The sequence below is a fragment of the Ruegeria sp. HKCCD6428 genome, assembly GCF_013110595.1.
Taxonomy (GTDB): domain Bacteria; phylum Pseudomonadota; class Alphaproteobacteria; order Rhodobacterales; family Rhodobacteraceae; genus Ruegeria.
In genome coordinates this window covers 1-19,158 of sequence record NZ_WVQX01000005.1, presented here as the reverse complement: position 1 = coordinate 19,158, position 19,158 = coordinate 1, and the positions used below count along the sequence as shown (strand labels likewise).

General features: G+C 56.6%; 17 protein-coding genes and 1 pseudogene. 13 read left to right on the top strand and 5 right to left on the bottom strand.

Going from position 1 to position 19,158, the window contains the following annotated elements:
- Nucleotide 1 precedes the first annotated feature (1 nt).
- Nucleotides 2-424, bottom strand: coding sequence for an NUDIX hydrolase (locus GS620_RS12610; protein ID WP_253283925.1), 423 nt, complete (start codon nucleotides 422-424; stop codon nucleotides 2-4).
- A 286-nt stretch (nucleotides 425-710) separates the two neighbouring features.
- Between GS620_RS12610 and GS620_RS12605 the strand changes: the two genes are divergently transcribed.
- Genes GS620_RS12605 through GS620_RS12580 form a run of 6 tightly spaced genes read left to right on the top strand, consistent with a single transcriptional unit; the run spans nucleotide 711 to nucleotide 5,937 of the window.
- Nucleotides 711-1,520, top strand: a complete 810-nt coding sequence (locus tag GS620_RS12605; protein ID WP_171616172.1) for a DeoR/GlpR family DNA-binding transcription regulator — start codon at nucleotides 711-713, stop codon at nucleotides 1,518-1,520.
- A 58-nt stretch (nucleotides 1,521-1,578) separates the two neighbouring features.
- A complete protein-coding gene (gene phnD / locus GS620_RS12600) occupies nucleotides 1,579-2,553 on the top strand; it encodes a phosphate/phosphite/phosphonate ABC transporter substrate-binding protein (RefSeq protein ID WP_171172652.1) in 975 nt (324 codons plus the stop codon).
- A gap of 60 nt (nucleotides 2,554-2,613) precedes the next feature.
- The gene (gene phnC, locus GS620_RS12595; protein ID WP_170336879.1) at nucleotides 2,614-3,408 is read left to right on the top strand and encodes a phosphonate ABC transporter ATP-binding protein; all 795 of its coding nucleotides are present in this window, start codon (nucleotides 2,614-2,616) and stop codon (nucleotides 3,406-3,408) included.
- Nucleotides 3,405-4,220 carry a phosphonate ABC transporter, permease protein PhnE gene (phnE, locus tag GS620_RS12590; RefSeq protein WP_152457392.1) on the top strand — a complete coding sequence of 272 codons (816 nt, stop codon included), beginning with the start codon at nucleotides 3,405-3,407 and terminating at the stop codon, nucleotides 4,218-4,220. Before phnC ends, phnE (GS620_RS12590) begins: the two co-directional genes overlap by 4 nt.
- Nucleotides 4,220-5,035 carry a phosphonate ABC transporter, permease protein PhnE gene (gene phnE, locus GS620_RS12585; protein WP_152457393.1) on the top strand — a complete coding sequence of 272 codons (816 nt, stop codon included), beginning with the start codon at nucleotides 4,220-4,222 and terminating at the stop codon, nucleotides 5,033-5,035. The genes phnE (GS620_RS12590) and phnE (GS620_RS12585) overlap by 1 nt, the downstream gene beginning before the upstream one ends.
- Nucleotides 4,999-5,937, top strand: a complete 939-nt coding sequence (locus tag GS620_RS12580; RefSeq protein WP_171616170.1) for an HAD family hydrolase — start codon at nucleotides 4,999-5,001, stop codon at nucleotides 5,935-5,937. Before phnE (GS620_RS12585) ends, GS620_RS12580 begins: the two co-directional genes overlap by 37 nt.
- Nucleotides 5,938-6,911: 974 nt before the next feature.
- Here GS620_RS12580 and GS620_RS12575 read toward each other — a convergent pair.
- Both GS620_RS12575 and GS620_RS12570 read right to left on the bottom strand, forming a co-directional pair.
- A complete protein-coding gene (locus tag GS620_RS12575; protein ID WP_152457395.1) occupies nucleotides 6,912-7,409 on the bottom strand; it encodes a hypothetical protein in 498 nt (165 codons plus the stop codon).
- Nucleotides 7,402-7,992, bottom strand: a complete 591-nt coding sequence (locus GS620_RS12570; protein WP_171172655.1) for a response regulator transcription factor — start codon at nucleotides 7,990-7,992, stop codon at nucleotides 7,402-7,404. Before GS620_RS12570 ends, GS620_RS12575 begins: the two co-directional genes overlap by 8 nt.
- Before the next feature lie 763 nt (nucleotides 7,993-8,755).
- Between GS620_RS12570 and GS620_RS12565 the strand changes: the two genes are divergently transcribed.
- From GS620_RS12565 to GS620_RS12540, 6 genes are all read left to right on the top strand, one after another.
- On the top strand, nucleotides 8,756-11,038 hold the full coding sequence (locus GS620_RS12565; RefSeq protein WP_171120791.1) for a hypothetical protein: 2,283 nt from the start codon (nucleotides 8,756-8,758) through the stop codon (nucleotides 11,036-11,038).
- 131 nt (nucleotides 11,039-11,169) lie between these two features.
- Complete coding sequence (locus tag GS620_RS12560; protein ID WP_171616167.1) at nucleotides 11,170-13,110, top strand: type I secretion protein; 1,941 nt, start codon at nucleotides 11,170-11,172, stop codon at nucleotides 13,108-13,110.
- Nucleotides 13,111-13,148: 38 nt separating this feature from the next.
- Nucleotides 13,149-15,365 carry a type I secretion system permease/ATPase gene (locus GS620_RS12555; RefSeq protein ID WP_171616165.1) on the top strand — a complete coding sequence of 739 codons (2,217 nt, stop codon included), beginning with the start codon at nucleotides 13,149-13,151 and terminating at the stop codon, nucleotides 15,363-15,365.
- Nucleotides 15,366-15,367: 2 nt separating this feature from the next.
- Entirely contained in the window at nucleotides 15,368-16,720 is a 1,353-nt protein-coding gene (locus GS620_RS12550) for an HlyD family type I secretion periplasmic adaptor subunit (protein WP_171616163.1), read from the top strand.
- A gap of 79 nt (nucleotides 16,721-16,799) precedes the next feature.
- Nucleotides 16,800-17,177 (top strand): rhodanese-like domain-containing protein, encoded by a 378-nt coding sequence (locus tag GS620_RS12545; RefSeq protein WP_171616161.1) that lies wholly within the window; start codon nucleotides 16,800-16,802, stop codon nucleotides 17,175-17,177.
- A 93-nt stretch (nucleotides 17,178-17,270) separates the two neighbouring features.
- On the top strand, nucleotides 17,271-17,456 hold the full coding sequence (locus GS620_RS12540; RefSeq protein WP_152457401.1) for a hypothetical protein: 186 nt from the start codon (nucleotides 17,271-17,273) through the stop codon (nucleotides 17,454-17,456).
- Here GS620_RS12540 and GS620_RS12535 read toward each other — a convergent pair whose 3' ends face one another.
- The gene (locus GS620_RS12535; protein ID WP_171172660.1) at nucleotides 17,457-18,215 is read right to left on the bottom strand and encodes an alpha/beta fold hydrolase; all 759 of its coding nucleotides are present in this window, start codon (nucleotides 18,213-18,215) and stop codon (nucleotides 17,457-17,459) included.
- A gap of 91 nt (nucleotides 18,216-18,306) precedes the next feature.
- On the opposite strand from GS620_RS12535, the gene GS620_RS12530 reads away from it, so the two are divergent.
- Complete coding sequence (locus tag GS620_RS12530) at nucleotides 18,307-18,681, top strand: hypothetical protein (RefSeq protein WP_171172661.1); 375 nt, start codon at nucleotides 18,307-18,309, stop codon at nucleotides 18,679-18,681.
- 273 nt (nucleotides 18,682-18,954) lie between these two features.
- On the opposite strand, the pseudogene glyA reads toward GS620_RS12530, so the two are convergent.
- Nucleotides 18,955-19,158, bottom strand: a pseudogene (gene glyA / locus GS620_RS12525) (serine hydroxymethyltransferase); the annotation flags it as partial.

The following is a 19,158-nucleotide window of genomic DNA, read 5'->3' as shown; positions in this document are numbered from 1 at the left end:
CTCATGCAGCCTGTCGAAGTTTCTTTATGACAATTTTGACTTCTGGATTGTCTGTCAGATTGTTCAGCAAATCTGACAGGTCGCTTTCTTGAACCAACTTTGCGGCCTTTGCCGGTGAAAACCAGTGACGCGTACGTTCACCTTTTTCCTTCCAGCGTCGCTTCAGCTTTTCGACGACCATCGGATAAAGGGTGACGCGGCAGCGAACGCTGCTTTGCCCCTCGTATCGTTTATCATAGAAAAAATGACCGATTGGCCGTTTCGATATGGTGCCGACGGCGCCTGCTTCTTCTTGCGCTTCGATTTCAGCAGCTTGCCATGGTTTTTTGCCGTCCATTAGCCAGCCCTTCGGGATAACCCACCGGCCGGTGTCCCGCGAAGTGACCATAAGAACGCGCAACTTGCCAGTCTTGTCCCAGCGCATCGGAAGCGCCGCAATCTGATCTGCCGTTTCGCTGTCGCTCATGCCGCCTCTCAATGCCACACGATCTAGAACCAAAAGGAAGCTGTCTTGTTGGCAAGTTGGCCGGTCAACGCTTTGCCTTGGCTCGTATTCTGAATTTGATCAGCCTGTGCATCTTTGCTTTGCGCTTCGAAATACTTGTGTTCGCTCGAATTCTCACAACCTTCCGAGGGTTATGCAACAAAAAATATTGCATTATGACCGAAAGCCCACAAAAGTGGATTTCGAAACCTAGTCGGGTCGTCGGATGTCCAAAACTAAAACGCGCGGCAAAATGTCTGAAAAGAACCACAGCCGGGTAAAGAAATCCGACCGGCGCCAGCAGATATTGCTGGAACTGAAGCTGCGCCCGCACGTTCGCATCAACGAACTGGCGCAGCGGTTCAACGTCTCCACCGAGACGGTTCGCAGAGACTTCGATGCTCTGTCGAATGATGGCTTGATAGCGCGGGCACACGGGGGAGCATCGGCCGCCGCGCAAGGGCACTATCCGGGTTTGGATGAGCGAACAAACGCACAGGTTGAGGAGCGCGAACGGATAGGTGCCACAGCGGCAGAACTGATCCAGAGCGGTGAAACGGTCATGATCGATTCCGGCTCGACCACAATCGAAATGGCACGTGCACTGGCTTATATTGGCACATCTTGCACCGTAATCACCAATTCCATTCCCGTAGCCATGACCCTTGGCCATGGGGCTGCACAAGTGCTGTTATGCCCGGGGGAATACTTGGCAACTGAGTCTGCAACGATCGGAACCGAGACGCTGGAGTTTCTGTCCCGTTTCAACGTCGACAGGTGCATGATCGGTTCCTCGGGGTTTTCGACCGATGGCCCTTCAGAAACAGTGCGCGGCTTCGCGGCAATAAAGAGGGCAATGCTGTCGCGAGCCGAGAAACGGCACCTTCTTGTTGATTCCGGGAAATTCGGCCGGAAAGGCCTGTCTCAAGTGGGGGGGCTTGACGACCTGGATTCAATAATCACCGACAAAAAACCAACAGGAGAATTGCATAACGCCATTGAAGGCGCCCGGGTCGACGTTCTCGTCGCCGGGTAGATATGAAATGACTGATTAACGGCGGACAAAAAGCACCGCACTTGACTGGGAGGAAAACATGAAGATCGATATCAAACTATTGCTTGGGGCATCTGCAATCGCGCTCATGTCGATAAGTGGAACGGCGTCGGCGCAGGATTGTCCACGCGGTGACTTGGACGAGCGTTTTTGTGATGCCGACGGGGATTTGATCGCGGATATCCCCACAGATCCTTCCGAGCAGATAGATCCTGACACTTTGATTTTTGCCTATACGCCGGTTGAAGATCCCGCCGTATACAAAACCGCGTGGTCAGATTTTCTTGACCATTTGAAAGCAGAAACTGGCAAGGACGTCGTCTTTTTTCCAGTCCAGAACAACGCGGCCCAGATCGAGGCGATGCGTTCGGGCCGTTTGCACATTGCAGGTTTCAATACCGGTTCCAACCCACTGGCGGTAAACTGCGCCGGGTTCCGCCCCTTCACGATCATGGCTTCGAAGGACGGAAATTTTGGTTACGAGATGGAGATCATCACCTATCCAGGTTCGGGCATCGAAAAGGTCGAAGACATCAAGGGGAAGCAACTGGCTTTCACATCGCCTACATCCAACTCGGGATTCAAAGCGCCCTCGGCGATCCTGAAAAGCGATTTTGATCTTCTGCCCGAACGCGATTTCGAACCTGTCTACTCGGGCAAGCACGACAACTCGATCCTGGGTGTCGCCAACAAGGATTACCTGGCGGCTTCGATCGCGAATTCGGTAAAATCCCGGATGATCTCGCGCGATGTGATCAAGGAAGATGATGTCGTTACGATCTACAAGTCGCAGACTTTCCCGACCACTGGGTTTGGCACCGTCTACAACTTGACACCCGAGCTGCAGGAAAAGATCCGCAATGCCTTCTTCAATTTCGATTGGGAGGGGACGACACTTGAAGCTGAGTTCTCAAAATCAAACGAAGGCCAATTCCTCGAGATGACCTATCAGGAATTTTGGGACGTCATTCGTAAAATTGACGCGGCAAATGGCGTCTCTTACGCCTGCCAGTAACTTTTGGCTCATCCGGCGGGCCCGAAAGGGCCCGCTGTTCACCCTAATCTGGGGCATTTCATGCTGCGTCTTCAAAAGCTGACGAAAACATACAAGACCGGAGATCAGGCGCTGAAGGCGATTGATCTTGAGGTTCCAAAAGGACAGGTTCTGGCGTTGATCGGGCCTTCGGGCGCGGGCAAATCGACCATGATCCGCTGTGTCAACCGGTTGGTTGAACCGACAAGCGGCGGTGTCCTTCTGGATGACGTTGACGTGACCAAACTCGGCTCGGGAGCGTTGCGGAAAGCACGCCGCGAAATGGGTATGATCTTTCAGGAATATGCTTTGGTTGAACGCCTCACTGTGATGGAAAACGTATTGTCCGGCAGGTTGGGATACGTGGGATTCTGGCGCAGTTTCCTGCGGCGGTATCCGCAGTCGGATGTGGACGAAGCCTTCCGCTTGCTCGATCGGGTGGGGCTGTTGCACATGGCTGATAAGCGGGCGGATGAACTGTCGGGGGGTCAACGCCAAAGGGTGGGCATCTGCCGCGCCTTGATTCAAAACCCGAAACTGTTGCTGGTTGATGAGCCAACTGCGTCGCTGGACCCCAAAACCAGCCGTCAAATCATGCGGCTAATCACCGAGTTATGTCAGGAACGCGGATTGGCAGCCATCATCAATATCCATGATGTGGCGCTCGCTCAGATGTTTGTTCCCCGCGTCGTGGGACTCCGATTTGGCGAAATCGTGTATGATGGGCTTCCCACCGGCCTTACCCCTGAGAAGCTGACCGAAATCTATGGGGAAGAAGACTGGGAGGCAACCATCGAAAAAGTGGACGAAGATGAAGATGTCGAGGCCGCAGAATGAGCCATCGAGAACTGGACGACATGTTGGGGAAAGGCTGGCGTAAGCCTGCCTTTGTCAAGAACCCAGTGCTCCGCTGGGCATTGCTCCTTGGATTTTTCGCCTACCTGATCGCAGCTTTTATGACCATCGAAGTCGATTGGGGCCGTGTCTATGAAGGGCTGGATCGCGGTTGGGCGTTTGTTCTTGCATTCACCAGCCCAGACTTCATTTCACGGTGGTCAGATATTTGGAGCGGCCTTCTGGAAAGTATCGTGATGACCGTGGCCGCGTCGGTCGTGGGCATCCTGATATCGATCCCGATTGGGCTGGGGGCTGCCCGCAATATCGCGCCATTGCCAATCTACATGATTTGCCGAGGCATTGTTGCGATAAGCCGGGCATTACAAGAGATTATCGTTGCCATATTGCTTGTGGCGATCTTCGGTTTTGGCCCGCTGGCCGGATTTCTGACGCTTTCCTTCGCCACCATCGGGTTTCTTTCCAAACTTCTGGCCGAAGACATCGAAGCCATGGACAAAGTTCAGGCCGAGGCGATCAAGGCCTCTGGAGCGCGTTGGCCACAATGGATCAACTATGGAGTTCAGCCGCAAGTGATGCCGCGACTTGTGGGCCTTTCCATGTATCGGATCGACATCAACTTCCGGGAAAGCGCGATCCTCGGGCTTGTGGGGGCTGGTGGAATTGGTGCGACTTTGAACACCGCATTCGACCGCTATGAATACGACACCGCGGCGGCCATTCTCATTCTGATCATCGGCATCGTGATGGCTCTGGAATACCTTTCGGGAATTATTCGAGCGAGGGTTCAGTAATGCCGATACTTGAACGCGACGATGCGCAAATCTGGCGTCGCCGGACAACAGGTCAGAGCTTGGTTCGTTGGTTCGGCTGGCTGTTGGGCGTGGCGATCTTTGTTTACTGCTGGCAGTTGATCTCGGCATCGACCACTTGGTTTTTCGTCTGGGACGCGCCCCGCATCGCCAATGATATCTGGACCCGGGCAACGCCCCCCAAATGGGAGTATATCACCCAACTGGGCCGCCCGATTTGGGACACCCTGAACATTGCCACTCTGGGAACGATCATCGCCCTGTGCATGGCAGTGCCCGTCGCCTTTTTGGCGGCCCGCAACACCACGCCATCGGCCTTGTTCATCCGGCCGATTGCCCTGTTGGTCATTGTCTCGACCCGCTCCATCAACTCGTTGATCTGGGCGCTTCTTCTGATCGCGATTATTGGTCCCGGAGTGTTCGCCGGTGTCATAGCAATCGCCATTCGTTCAATCGGGTTTTGCGCAAAGCTTCTTTACGAAGCGATTGAGGAGATTGATCACACGCAGGTCGAAGCAATAACGGCAACCGGTGCTTCACGCTGGCAGGTCATGGCCTATGGGATCGTACCGCAAATCCTGCCCGCGTTTGCAGGCATTGCTGTTTTCCGTTGGGATATCAACATCCGCGAATCCACGGTGCTCGGGCTGGTTGGTGCTGGTGGCATTGGGTTGCAATTGTCGGCTTCGCTCAACGTTCTGGCTTGGCCACAAGTCAGCCTGATCCTGATTGTCATTCTCGTCGCGGTTATGATCAGCGAATGGGTTTCGGCGAAAGTACGAGGGGCCATCATTTGACCGGTTTCTCTGTGCAAGAAGCTTTTGACGCCTACGAGGCTGTGCGACATCGCCTGCCGCAAACCAGATCAACTGAATTGAACTATCGCCAGGCGGACACGCTGGAGGACATAGCTCATGAGTTTGACGTGTTCCTCCTCGATGCTTTCGGGGTTCTCAATATTGGCGATACGGCGATCCCCGATACGCCAGATCGGGTCAGATCGCTGACAGCCGCTGGCAAACGTGTTCTGATCGTGTCGAATGCCGCCGGGTTTCCCCACGCAACTCTTATGGAGAAGTACAATAGGCTTGGTTACGATTTCGCACCACAAGACGTGATCACCAGTCGGGCCACGTTGTTGTCTGAACTGAACGGCCAAAGTGATTTGCATTGGGGATTGATGGCGGCCCCCAGTGCCGGCCTTCGCGATCTGGAGGGGCTGAAACTGTCCTATTTGGAGGATGACCCCAAGCCCTACGAAACCGCCGACGGGTTCTTGTTGATCGGGTCAGCGGTTTGGAATGAAGCGCGACAAGCCATGTTGGAGGCCACTTTGCAAGAGCGTCCCCGCCCGGTATTGGTCGGCAACCCTGACATTGTCGCTCCGCGCGAGTACGGTTTTTCCAAGGAACCCGGTCTTTACGCGCACCGGCTGGCAGACCGGACAGGCGTCGCCCCTCAGTTCTTTGGAAAGCCTTTCGCCAATATCTATGATCTTGCTTTCCAATGTCTCGGGCACATCGACAAGTCCCGGGTTCTGATGGTGGGCGACAGCCTGCACACCGACATACTGGGCGCACGAGAAGCAGGCATAGCTTCCGCCCTCATCTCGGGATACGGTTTCTTCGCAGGACATGACGTTGAAGCAGCGATCATAAAGGCAGGGATAGTCCCTAACTTTGTCGTAAGCCGGCCTTGATTCCAGGGCGTTACCCTTAGATGCGTTTTCCTGTTAACGCTTACTCGTATGTCGGCTGACACCGCGTGGCAAACATGCCGACCATATACATGCAGTGCCACGTGTGAGCGGCGGCTTTGGAAAACTCCTCCGCAACCACAGAACTCTGAACTCATGTCTGGATTGGACTGTTATCACACATCCAAACAATCTGACGTATCGGCCGCTTTGACCGCAATTCGCAGCATATCTCAATCAGGTTCACGGCCTCAGTCCACAGCGGGTTTCAGAAACCGTGTACTTTTTCCATTAGCTTTTTATGGGTTCTTTCGGGACCGTTCACAAGTCGCCGTCTATCTCATCGAATCAAGTCCCCGAACCGGCGTACTGCGCGCACCGTCGCCGCGCAGCCGTTTCTTGAACCGATCAAACGCGATGAACGCCATGTCCTCAAATGTCGGGTCGTTCGGGTTGTTTTCTGCATCAAGACGCCGGAGCTCAAGTTCCGCAATCGGATCGTCGTCGCGTTCCGTATTAGAGGACCATTTTTTCGTTCTGTGCGCGCATCAAACAGGGACATGTCAGGGAAAGATCCAATCCCCCATCCTGGCGCTTGCCGTTGTCTTAGACCCGATAGAACCAGCGACTTCCGTTCTGCGACTTCTTGAGAAAGAGCCCGCCACCGTATTGAACAACGATACAAAGCGCGGCATTTATTACCTGCGCTGCTGATAGTCGGTTTACGTTTCTTGCTTTAACTGCCCCACACTTTCAGCGCGGTGCTTTCCCAAATTCTGTTGCAGTGTCCTGCAGGTGACGGACTAATTTAATAGTAATATTAATGTTTTAGGGTCTATACGCAGCATGTTGTACAAGCCGCATCGTGCTCACCGCCCGTACCAAAAAGAATAAGAAAAATGCCGTGACTTATGTGTGCGTGGCAGAACGCACGGGAGCTGCAAAGCCCCCCATAAAACTCTGCTGTGCAACTATGCTTAAACCGGAAACCCCAATTGTCGGATCAGTTTCCAAATGTCCCTGTTCGCGGCTGACAGCTGATCAACGACTGCTTCGATCTGGAGCAGCGCGTTGTCGTCCACGGTATCTTCGCGGCCCAGTTTTATGTCGGTTTTGCGGTCAGCGATCCGCATAAGGATCGTTTTCGGGTTTCCGCTTTCAGGGTCGAAGGAATAGATGCAATGGTTGTACTTGTTGCGGATGCCAGAAAGCTTGGCCAGCCTTTGCGTATGTTCAAGGATCGGATCTCGGAGCTGGGCAGGGCGCCCTTCCATTTTTGCAAGTCTTTCAACCAGATCTATTCGCGCGCGGGTGGTGTTCAAAGTCAGAAATATGATTACGGCCACGTCCTTGGACGTTCCAGTCAGGCCGGCGATCAGATGGATCAGCAGGCTCTCGGTGTTTGTCCACATGTAGTTCAGCCTGCCGACCAAAAGGATCAGGCGGTCGAACCGGGCTTCAAAGGGATCAGTCAAGGGCGGTCTGCTGCGCCTCATGAGGCGCAACCTCGAAATAGAAATGAGCAGCCGCCGTCCGGTTGCTGACGCCAATCTTTCCGACAACGTTATGCATGTGCAGCTTGACCGTGTGTTCCGTGATGCCCAGCTTGGCCGCAATCAATTTGTTGCTTTTGCCTTCTGAGACCAGTTGCAAAACCTGTTTTTCGCGGCGTGTCAGCTTGGAGTACTGTGCGTGCCGATCCGCGCCGTTGGATGTAATTGTCTCCCGTTGCCGTGGTCTCTCGGGCGCGCGCTGACAGGGGGTTGAAACACAGTCAGCCAGAAAGCTGGGAAGATAAAGTTCCTCGTGCATCAGCAGTCTGAGGATGGCGCGCCACGCGTCCGGTGCCACGTTCATCGGTAGAAAGCCAACATCTCCAAACTGCGCGCGGTTCCAGCCTTCGAACAGGTGCCGGGCCGATTCCTCTTTGCGATAGGCGAAGGCAAGACAGCCGGAACCTGCACTTTTGGTGTATGCATTTGGGCGCGCCAACAGGTCTTCGATCAACATCTGATCCACGACGACGATCTTGCCGCTGTCCGGAACACTTGCACGCATAGCCTCGAGTGTTTCGAAGCGAAAAGCGCGGACACCAAACTCGGTTTGAACGCTTCTTAGGGTTTGATTTGAATAGAATAGTTCTTTCCCGAGGAAGACAATTGAAAAATCTTCTGAATAAAAACTCTGATTGCCAGATTCATTGTTCAAAGACTCACTCATTATATTCCCTCACAAAACGGGGTTAATCGGAAATGGCTTTATCGAAATGGAATTACCGGTGTAAAAGTAGTTAACTAATCAAAGAATTACGTGAGGTTTATTGTAGCTGAAAACGTGATTTTCTACAACCAGACGGTATAGTTCAAGTGCCTTAGATATAGAACTATTGTTTAGGTTTTTCGGTGTGGCATTGTGTAACCAGCGGAAACAATTGCATTATTTTTTATTGCTTTCTTAATTTAGAACTTTTTGTTCCAGCCCGGCGAAAGTTCCGCAATATTCTCAAAATAAACATAAAAAACAATAGTTTATCCTCATCAGAACTTTCAGTTAGCTAGTCGCAAGCGTGCGTCGCTGCGAACATGGTCAGGCTTTAATTGTGAAAGCGTCTGTCCCTGCCGCGCCCGTTCCTTGCGCATTTCAGCATCGATTGTGAACGGCCGCGTATTCGGCTTAGCCGGGAAAGGAGGTGGCCTCAGAAAAACTACCGTGAACCGCATTCAGCGTGCTTGAACGCTGTGCGGGTATTTTAGTTTCAATCACGCCCGTTGCCGCTTTGTAGATGAATGGCGGTCAGGCGTTCCAGAAATGGGAATTTGTTATGAGACGCAATGTTAATAATACAAACGTAACGACCGTTGACGAAATCGTTGTCGAAAACCTGGATGCTCCGGTGGATGTTGAAATTCAGGTTGATGAGGCTCTTGTCGAAGCTGATGTGACTGCGCAGCAACAGCAGCAGGACCAGAATGTAGAGAACGCCAACGAACAGGGTCAGGATCAGGGTCAGGACCAAGGCCAGGATCAAGACCAGGGTCAGGATCAGGACCAAGGTCAGGATCAGGACCAGGGTCAGGATCAAGACCAGACGCTTAATGCCGGCGACAACACCAACGACAACTCCAACAGCAACTCAATCAATATCGATTTCGGCGGCGGTGAGTGGATTCCGCGCGACGATGATCAGGTTGATCTGGACCTCGGCGATTCGGCGACAGTGGGTGACGTGATCACTGCTGGTCGCGATCTGACCTATGATCCAGGCGATGACATGAATCTGGATATCTCGATGGACGGCGCCGGAACGGCAATGTCATCCGTGAACAGCCAGGTCGCTAGCCTGAGCGACGACGACACGCTTGATTCACCGACCGTATCCAACAACGCCGACTTCACCCAGAACGGCGATGCCAATGGTGGCACGGCAACTGCGGCTGAAGGTATCAGTTCGGATGCCGGCGGTGGAAAATCGGGCGACGGTGGAACCAGCTACGGTGGCGCGGCCGATTCATCAACCTTGGGCAGCCACGCGTGGGCTGACGGTGGCGATACCGGCAGTGCGGATGCCGATTCCAGCGCTGGTCGGGGCGGATCGACCGGTGACGCAAGCAATGCCAGCAATGGTGTTGGTATGGCGGGCGCAGGATCCGACGGTGACAGTGCCGGTGGAGATGGCGGTGCCGCAGATGGCTCAGCCTCGTCCGACAATGATGGCAGCACAAGTGCCGATGGCAGCGGAACCGGCGGAGCCGGCGGCAGCGCGGATTCGTTTGGTCTGGGTCTGGGCTTGGGTCTGTCCGGTTCGAACGCAGCCGGTAACGCAAACGGCGGCGACAGCGATTCCGACTCGACAGGAACCGGGACCGGAACGGCGGACAACGCTGCGGACGCGTCCGGCGCGGACGGTGGCGATGGTAATGCTGCGGCAGATGGTTCGGCTTCGAACACCAGCGACAGCAACACCGATGCGAATGACGCCACTGCGGGTGACAACACTGCGGACGGCTCTGCTGACAGCGGCGCGGACAGCTCGGCTGACGGCTCTGGCGGAACCGGAACTGGTGGTGACGGATCCGGCGGTGACGGCACTGGTGGTGACGGCACCGGTGGCGACGGCACCGGCGGCGACGGCGAAGGTGGATTCGGCGCGATGGTCGAAGCTGCAATCATGGCTCTGCAGGAAGAGCTGGGCATGATTGACGCCGAAGCAGGCGAAGGCGGCGACGGAACCGGCGGTGACGGCACCGGTGGCGACGGCACGGCCGGCGACGGTTCAGGTGGCGACGGCTCGGGCGGCGACGGCTCCGGTGGGACCGCTGACGCGGATTCCGATGCTCAGGGTGTTGGCGATCAGTCGGCAAGCGGGCCGGATATCGACCAGAGCCCGGGCGACGTGAACGGCGCGGCCAGCAACTCGCAAGACACCGACGGAAGCGGCGGTGACGGCGGGTCGAACGCAGCAGATGGCGCAGCGGATGCGGCCGGTACCGGAACATCGGCTGCCGACGGCGACGGCGGTGCGGGCGGTAGCACAACGCCAACATCATCGTCTACCGGCAACGGAGCCGGGTCTGCCGACGCGGCCAATACCGCAGGCAACGGCGGAGCTGCCGACATCTTCGGAGACGCCGACACAAACGGTGCGGCTGACAGCTTGGCCGAAGCAATTGCCGGATACGGCGGCGAAGGCAGTTCCGACAATGATGCCACATCGACTGGGTCGGGCGACGCAGCTGGTGCGGCTGACTCGGGCAACGGTGGTGCCGGTGGCGCATCCGCCGCGAACGGTGGAACCAGCGGAGCTTCGATGGGCACTGCAACGTCAGGCGATACCATGGGTGGCATGATCACCGGTGGTAACGGTGGCGGCGCCTATTCAGGTGACGGTGGTGCCGGCGGCAATGGTGGTGCCTGGGGCGCGAACAATGGTGGCGATGGCATCGTGACCGGTGAGTCCTATGCATCGGCGGCAGCTGTTGTTGATACGTCTGCGTTCAACCAGTCGATCATCATGGGCGCCAACGTCCTGGGCAACACGGTCGATACGACCATGGTGGGTGGTTCGATGAACATGTCCCACGCCAGCGACGACACGGACGTTTAAGTCAAAAGGCGGGGCTCGCATTTTCGGGCCTTGCTACCTTTCGAAAATGCCGGGGCCGCAAAACGCGGCCCCGGCCCAACTGAACCCAAAGCGGAAATTACGAGCCGCCGCGGGCAAAAAGGATAACCGACATGGCACTTGACGGTATTACGGAAACGATAGCGCATTTTGTTGGAACTTTTGAGCTTACGATAGAACAAGCCCGCCTGAGGGATCAGTACGAAGAATTCAGCGCCCTGAGGCGTAAAGCCGAAATAGACGGGCTTGACGAGCCTACCTCGATCAACATCAAAGCTGATCTGGATGTCCCGGCGGGCGAATACAAAGCCCTGCCATTCAATTTTCTTCCCTCTCAACCAGAACTTCCGTTGCCGAAGGCTCCTGTCGGGCCGGTGCATGAGTCGGTCATCATCCTCAATGGTGACAGCGCGGAATCCACGCGATTTGTTCCAGACAGCGTATCCGGCCCGTCTTCTGCACCGGAACTGATTATTCTGCGACCGGATACGGTGCCGCTGGGTTCGGCAATGACGTTCACCGTGCAAAAGGTGGTCATGCGCGACAACGACACGGTGGGGGAAGGGGACTTTCGCGATACCGAGGCGCTGATCGCCCAGGGCGAAGAGATGATGGACATGGCGCTGTCGCTTCATGCCATGGCAGCCCCTTCGCTTTCGCTCGCGGATTACAAGTCGACCGAAATGCTCGAGGCGCTGGCCGAACAGATGTTGGCCCCGGCAAACGCGAATATCGACGGGGTCACGGTACATCAGTTTCATGGCAATGATGCGTTGGGGGTGATCGTAAACGGTAAGTACGTTGAAGAAGCTCCGGTATGGACAGACATCCTGCCTGCGTTCCATCAGCCGGATGAAGCCGGAGAGGATGAGGCAGAGGCCATGCTTCCGGCCGAGTGGGATCAGTCGAAAGATCCTGACTTTGACGACGGACACCTGGTCGTGACCGGAGGGAACCTTGCGATCAATGCTGTCTCGGCATCTGTAGGTTGGGTTGATGCCCCCTATATCGCCGTCGGAGGGCAGGCGATCAGCCTGACCGCCATCAGCCAGGTCGCGCTTGTGTCAGATTGGGATGTGGGGGCGCCGGGAACGGGCAGCGGCACAAATGTGATCCAGTCCTCGAAGATCGAAGTCGAAGGCCGAGATGCCCCCTGGCTGGACAACGGCGCCGGAACAAGCGGACAGCCTGACTTCATCGTTGTGGATTGGGTCCACGGTGATCTGGTTGTGGCAAACTTCGTCAAACAGGTTATCGACGCCACGGATATCGACAACATACAGACCGAGATTTCGGCCGCATCGACCTTGTACGCGCTGGGCGACAACGAAATGTTCAATGTCACCGACATCGTGCAGCTGGGCAGTTTTTACGACCTGATCATGATCGACGGGAATATGATTTCCGTGGACATGTTGTACCAGACCAACGCCCTGATGGATGACGATATCATCAGCGGCGGTATGCCCGGCGCAATGGCCGGAGATGATGAAAACGTGATCATGAATGACGCGTCGGTCAAAACGGTAGGCGCAGATACTCATCAGGATTTGCAGCAGAACCTGTCCGACGCCATGGCGCTTGATCAAACGGATATCGATGCGTTGGAGAACGCGCTGCTCAACGATCCCTTGTTCGCAGGGATGGAGCAGTTGCGCGTGCTCAAGATCGACGGAGACTTGTTGCAGGTGAACATCGTTGAACAGGTCACCATGATGCTGGATCAGGATCAAATTGACCTGTCCGGTCCCAGTGCCGCCGATACCGATGTCGTCGCAGGCAGCAACGCCCTTTTGAACTCCGTCAATCTGACCAAAATGGGTGTGGATTCGACGGTTATGGCCGCTGACGGATCTTATTCTGACCTGCTGCTTCATCAGGCCAGCCTGATTGACGTGCCGGACAACCAGGAAATCACAGATATGACTAACGAGGCGATCGCCGCAATCATGGCGGACATGTCTGTGCCGCAACCGGATGCGGCCCTGGCACTGGACGCACAATCCACTGACACAACGACACCAGATGACGGCCTGCAATCCATGCTGGCCTGACCCCCCAAGTTTTTATCGAGTGACCAGAAGGTTTGTATATGTCGATTGTTTTTTCGTCGCGCCGTCCACTCATATCCAGTCCACTGGACAGGCAGGGCGGTTTGGGCCCGAAGCGCCAGCGCGCAGACGGTGGGGCAGATCCAGCGACACAACGGGTCAAAGCCCGGTTGCACCTGACGCAGGAGATGCGCGTGTCTGAGTCAGATCCAGATTCGACGGTTGAAAGCGAAGCGCCACAGCAATCCAAAGACCAAAAACACTCACGCGAACAACGGCGCGCTGATCCTCCCCATCAGCGTGCGCAGCCGCAACCCGCGCAAGATGAAGAGCCGGCGGGTGGCGGCAATGGGGTGGCCGACGCCGACGGCCCGGATCCGGCATCCGCCGGGGACTCGACTGCGCGCAAGACCCCCTCTGCACGCGCATCCGGTGAGAACGGCATAGGCACCACGATCGAGGCCAAGGCAAACCAGCCACTGTTGCAAACGAATTCCGGCGGCGGTGATGGGAACGGGCCACCCCAAACCTTCCACAAACGCACCCCGCCCGAAGATTTCCAGCGCACGTTGCGCGTTTCGATGCGGGCGATCCGGCGCAATCTTGCGTTTGTTCTGGTCCTGACCTGCGCCACGAACATCCTGATCCTGGCGATTCCGATCTATTTGTTCCAGATCAGTGACCGTGTTCTGACCAGCCGGTCGCTGGATACGCTGATCATGCTGACGGCCATCGTGGCAGGGGCGGTGATCTTCCAGTCTGCTTTTGATGCGGTGCGGCGGTTCATGCTCATGCGGACCGGGGTCGAAGTGGCGGCCCGGCTGGGCGCACCGGTTCTGAGCGCGGCGGCCCATGCGTCGCTGCACGGAAACGGGCGCGAGTATCAGACATTGGGCGATCTGCAACAGCTTCGTGGTTTTCTGGTCTCGGGCACGCTGCTTTCATTTCTGGACGTGCCGTTTGCACCGCTGTTCATTCTGATGATCTTCCTTGTGCATCCGCAGCTGGGCATGATCGTGGTGGTTACTGCGTTGATTCTTATGACGATTGCACTGATCAACCAGAAAACGACTGCCAAGCCGTTTGCCGAGGCCAACAAGGCGCAGTCCATGGCGAACCTGCATCTGGATTCGATGTCTCGCAACAGTCAGATCATTAATGCTCTGGCAATGATACCCGAGGCCGTGCGGATCTGGGGGCGGGATACTGCCCAATCGCTGACCTGGCAGGTGCGGGCACAGGACCGCAACGTGATCTTCGCTGCAATCTCGCGCGCCGTTCGCCTTTTGACGCAGATCGGAATTCTGGGTTGGGGCGCGTTTCTGGCGCTGCAAGGAGAGATCACGGGCGGTATGGTGATTGCGGCCTCGATCATCGCCGGGCGTGCCTTTGCGCCAATCGAAGGTTCGATTGAAGGATGGAACAGCTACCTGCTGACGCGCGGAGCTTATGGCCGAATCAAGGCGCTGCTGTCGACTTCGGCCCTGCAATACGAAAAACTGCGCTTGCCACGCCCCGAAGGTCGTCTGGATGTCGAACGCCTGCTCTATGTACCGGGCGGAACCAAGCGCGTGGTTCTGAACGGCATCACGTTCTCACTGGTTCCCGGCGAAACATTGGCCATCATCGGCAATTCCGGTGCGGGGAAAACCACGCTTGGAAAAACTCTGGTGGGATCCATCCTGCCCACATCGGGCAGCGTCAGGCTTGACCTGATGGACATCCGAAACTGGGACCCGCGCCAGTTTGGCGAAAGCATCGGCTACCTGCCGCAGGATGTTCAGTTGTTCCCGGGCACGATCAAGGACAATATCGGCCGGATGCGGGCGGATGCCACTGACGAACAGATCCATGATGCCGCCGTTCTGGCCGATGTTCATAACATGATTGCAACGCTGCCGCAGGGATATGAGACCGTGGTGGCGGCTGATGGCTCGCCTTTGTCCGGTGGTCAGAAGCAGCGTATCGCACTGGCACGGGCGTTCTTCGGCAACCCCAGAATGGTTGTGCTGGATGAACCGAATTCAAATCTCGACGTCGCGGGCGACAAGGCGCTGGCATGTGCAATCGAACAGGCACGTCAAAGCAAGATCACCGTTGTCGTCATTACGCAGAAGCCAACGTTGTTGAATGTTGTCGACAAGATCATGCTGCTGACGGATGGGCGTGTGGCCCTGTTCGGTCAGCGTGATCAGGTTCTTCAGCAGATCAACGGGCCGCGCAAGCAGACTGGAATTGAAGGCCAGCAGGGGGGCTGACCATGAATGACCTCGTACCTGTGAACAACTCATCCAATGAACCAGAAGTCTGGTATGCTGAGGTTCCGCGCTCGATCAACAGGTTGATAGTGATCGGGGTGGTCTTGCTTGTCGTTTGCTTCGGCGGTTTCGGGGTCTGGTCGTTCAGTGCCCCGCTGGCCGCAGCGGTCATCGCGCAAGGCAGCTTTGTTGCCACGGGCCGAAACAAGATTGTGCAACATCTTGAAGGTGGTATCATCGAAGACATCAAGGTTGTGGAAGGTCAGGCGGTTCAGGCAGGTCAGGTGTTGATGACCCTGGACCAGACCTCGGCCCAGGCCAATGAGCGTGAATTGCATATTCGCAAGCTGCGCCTTCAGGCCATGACCGAGCGGTTGCTGGCCGAGTACGGGGAACGCGACCGCCTCGTGTTTTCGCAGGCGCTTGTCGAAGCATCCGAAGATCCTGAAGTAATGGCCATTCTGGATGGTCAAAAGCTCAGCTTTGATGTGTCGCGCAAGACGCTGCTGAATGACTTGGCTTTGCTGGAGCGCAATATGGAAGCGCTGAAAATCCGATCCAGCGGATTTGAGGCGCAACTGGACAGCATGGCCCGGCGCGCCGAGATATTGCAGGAGGAATTTGAGGCCAAAAGCCAACTGTTCGAAAAGGGCCTTGTCCGCAAAGGGGAGTTGAACACGATCCGTCGTGTGCAGGCCGAAGCCGAAGGTCAGCAGGCCCGGTTGCAGGCGGAAGCCGCTGAAATCAACCAGATGCTGCTGAAATATGACGAACAGATCGCGCGTACGCGGTCCGCCTATCGTGAGGCCGCACTGGATGAACTGGGCGTGATCGAAGCTGATCTGGAAAGCGTGCGTGAAAAATCCCGACAGGCGCGCAGTGTTCTTGACCGGGCCGTGGTGCGCGCGCCGGTAACCGGAACGGTGGTGCGATTGCATTATCACACGCCGGGCGGTGTGATTGAGACCGGGGAACCGATAGCCGAAATCCTGCCCGCAGATGCGCCCCTGATCATCGAGGCACAGATTCCGCGTACCGAGATTGACAGTGTCGTCACGGGGCAGACCGCCACAGTCCGCCTGATCGCGTTGAACCAACGCACGACGCCTGTTTTGTATGGCGAGGTGTTCTATATCTCGGCCGATGCGCTGCTTGAGGATTCGACCGGTGTTCCGCAGGAAGTCTATCTGGCACGAATCTCACTGACCCCGGATGAGTTGCAGCGCGTGCGCGGCTTTGTTCCGACACCGGGGATGCCCGCTGAAATCATGATCCAGACCGAGGAGCGCACCTTTGCGGCCTATATCGCCAAACCGGTATCAGACAGCATGTCGCGCGCGTTTCGCGAGCAGTAACACGCGCGTTTCCTTCCATGTCTACACCTTCCAAAATTCGCATGTTAACCTCTGCGCGGTGACGTAAAGGAGAACTCACATGCCGGTGACGGTGAAAGAGATGATGGAGGCGGCCAACGCGGTGGTCGAGCGTATCGATGCTGCCAAGGCAAAGACTTTGACCGAACAGGGCGCGCTACTGTTGGACATTCGCGATGCGAATGAGCTGGAAAACACGGGCCGCGCCGTCGGGGCGCATCATATACCCCGCGGCATGCTGGAGTTTCGAGCAGACGATGCATTGCAATCACATGACCCTGAACTGCGCAAGGATCGCCCCATCGTGTTGTACTGCGCATCAGGCGGGCGCGCGGCTTTGGCCGGAAAACTCCTGAAGGATATGGGATACCAGAGGGTGTACAATCTTGGTGGATTGACGGACTGGGTGAATGGTGGCGGTGAAATCACCAAGTCCTAGCTTCGGAACCGTCTGAAACTGACACAAATCAAAGTACAACACATTCGAATCGTGAAATATTTTGCCGGAAGCCATAAAAAGGAAAGCCCGGCCATGTTTCGCCTTGCCGCTATGCTGTATTCACTGATTGCAACTGCTCTGTCTGGTTCGGCCGTAATCGCCGTGCTGTCGGCCGGAATGGTGTCCGTCAGCGCAATTGTGGGCGCCGCGGCCGCGGGGGCCGTAATCGCCGCTCCGGCATCCTGGATGGTGGCCAGGCGGTTGTATCAAGGCGCTTGATCAGGCGTTCAGGAAGGTTCTGACCGCAGCTTCGAACTCGCGCGGTTTTTCGGCGTGCAGCCAGTGCCCGGCGCCGGGGATCTTGGCAAATCGCGCGCCGGGGAACAGTGCGCGGATTTTGGCCCGATGTTCCGGCAAGACGTAATCTGACTCGGCCCCCGACAGGAACAGCGCGGGGCCTTGCCACTGGGCGTCCAACTCGGGAAATCCCATGATATTTGGCATCTGGTCCGCCAACACGTCCAGGTTCAGCAGCCAACGCTTTCCCTTGATGTCCAGCGATTGGGTGAAGAAGCTCTGCAATGCTTTTTCAACGCCTTGCTCGGCCAATTGCTGTTCGGCATCCGAGCGGCGTGTAATGCGCGAGAAGTCCACGGCACGCATGGCCTCGATAAATTGAATTTGGCTGTGCGTGTATTTCACCGGCGCAATATCTGCGACCACCAGTTTGTTCACCAGCGCGCCGTGTTGCAGCGCAAGTGTCATCGCGGCCTTGCCGCCCATTGAATGCCCAAGTACGTCCGCCGTCCCGCCGATCCGTTCGATGACCTCGGCGATATCCTGCGCCAGATGTGGATAGTCATGACAAGCGTCCCACGCGCTGTAGGCGTGGTTACGCATATCGACGGCCACAACCTGCCGCTGGTCTGATAGCCGTCTGGCAATCACGCCCCAGTTTCGGGCCGACCCATACAGGCCGTGGGCAATGACAAGGGGCGGTCGGGCGGTCGGTTCGCCATGTATGATGGTGTTCAGCATGTACCGCGTGATACAAGTCACCGCCGGAAACGACCAGCCCCATTGTAGGTCATAGACGCTGCCGCTAGATTGCCTCCGCAGGAGGCCACCAATGGCGCAGGACCCAGACATTCAGACTCGGATCGCCGAAACGGTTGTGTTGCTGCGCGCAAAGCTCGGGTTGCGCGACAAGACGCTCGAGGCATCAATCCGCAAGGCCAAGCGCCGACTGCCGCGGCGCGTCTACAAGCAGGCCTTGATTCTGGCCCGGGCCGAGGCGATGGCTTCTCATCCCAAATTGAGGCTGGTTCTGGACAACCCCAAGCTGATCAAGGCGTCCGACGTGGTGCAGGAACATCTGGGGTCCATCAATCTTGCGGATCGCAGATGGGGTTGGTTCCTTGGCCTGCTGGGGGGGCTGGCCTTCAACATGCTGGCACTGACGACGCTTCTGTTGGTTTTTCTGTGGTGGCGCGGCTTGATCTGAGCTTGGATTCTGGACTGCGCGCCAAGGTCTGAACATGGCGCAAACCCCTGTGTGCGGTGACATCGAATGCACGGATTCGGTGTGACCAGCTGCGCGAAAGGCTGGTCGGGGCGGAAAAAGCGCGTATTGACCAGAATGGCTTGGGCGACCGTGGGGCCCGGGACCTTGCCCAAAACACCGGATTTGCGCTGGGCGAGATCCAGAACGTTTTCAGGGATCTGACGCAAAAAAACGGCGCCTCATGGCGCCGTTCCGTGTTGGAGGATGGACCAGTTACAGGTTCGGATAGATCGGGAAGCGTGCGCAGAGGTCTGCGACTTCGGCTTTGACCTTAGCTTCGACCGCGCCGTTGCCGTCTTCGCCATTGGCGGCCAGGCCGTCTACCACTTCGATGATCCAGTCGGCGATCTGGCGGAATTCGACCTCGCCGAAGCCGCGGGTGGTGCCGGCGGGCGACCCCAGACGGATGCCCGACGT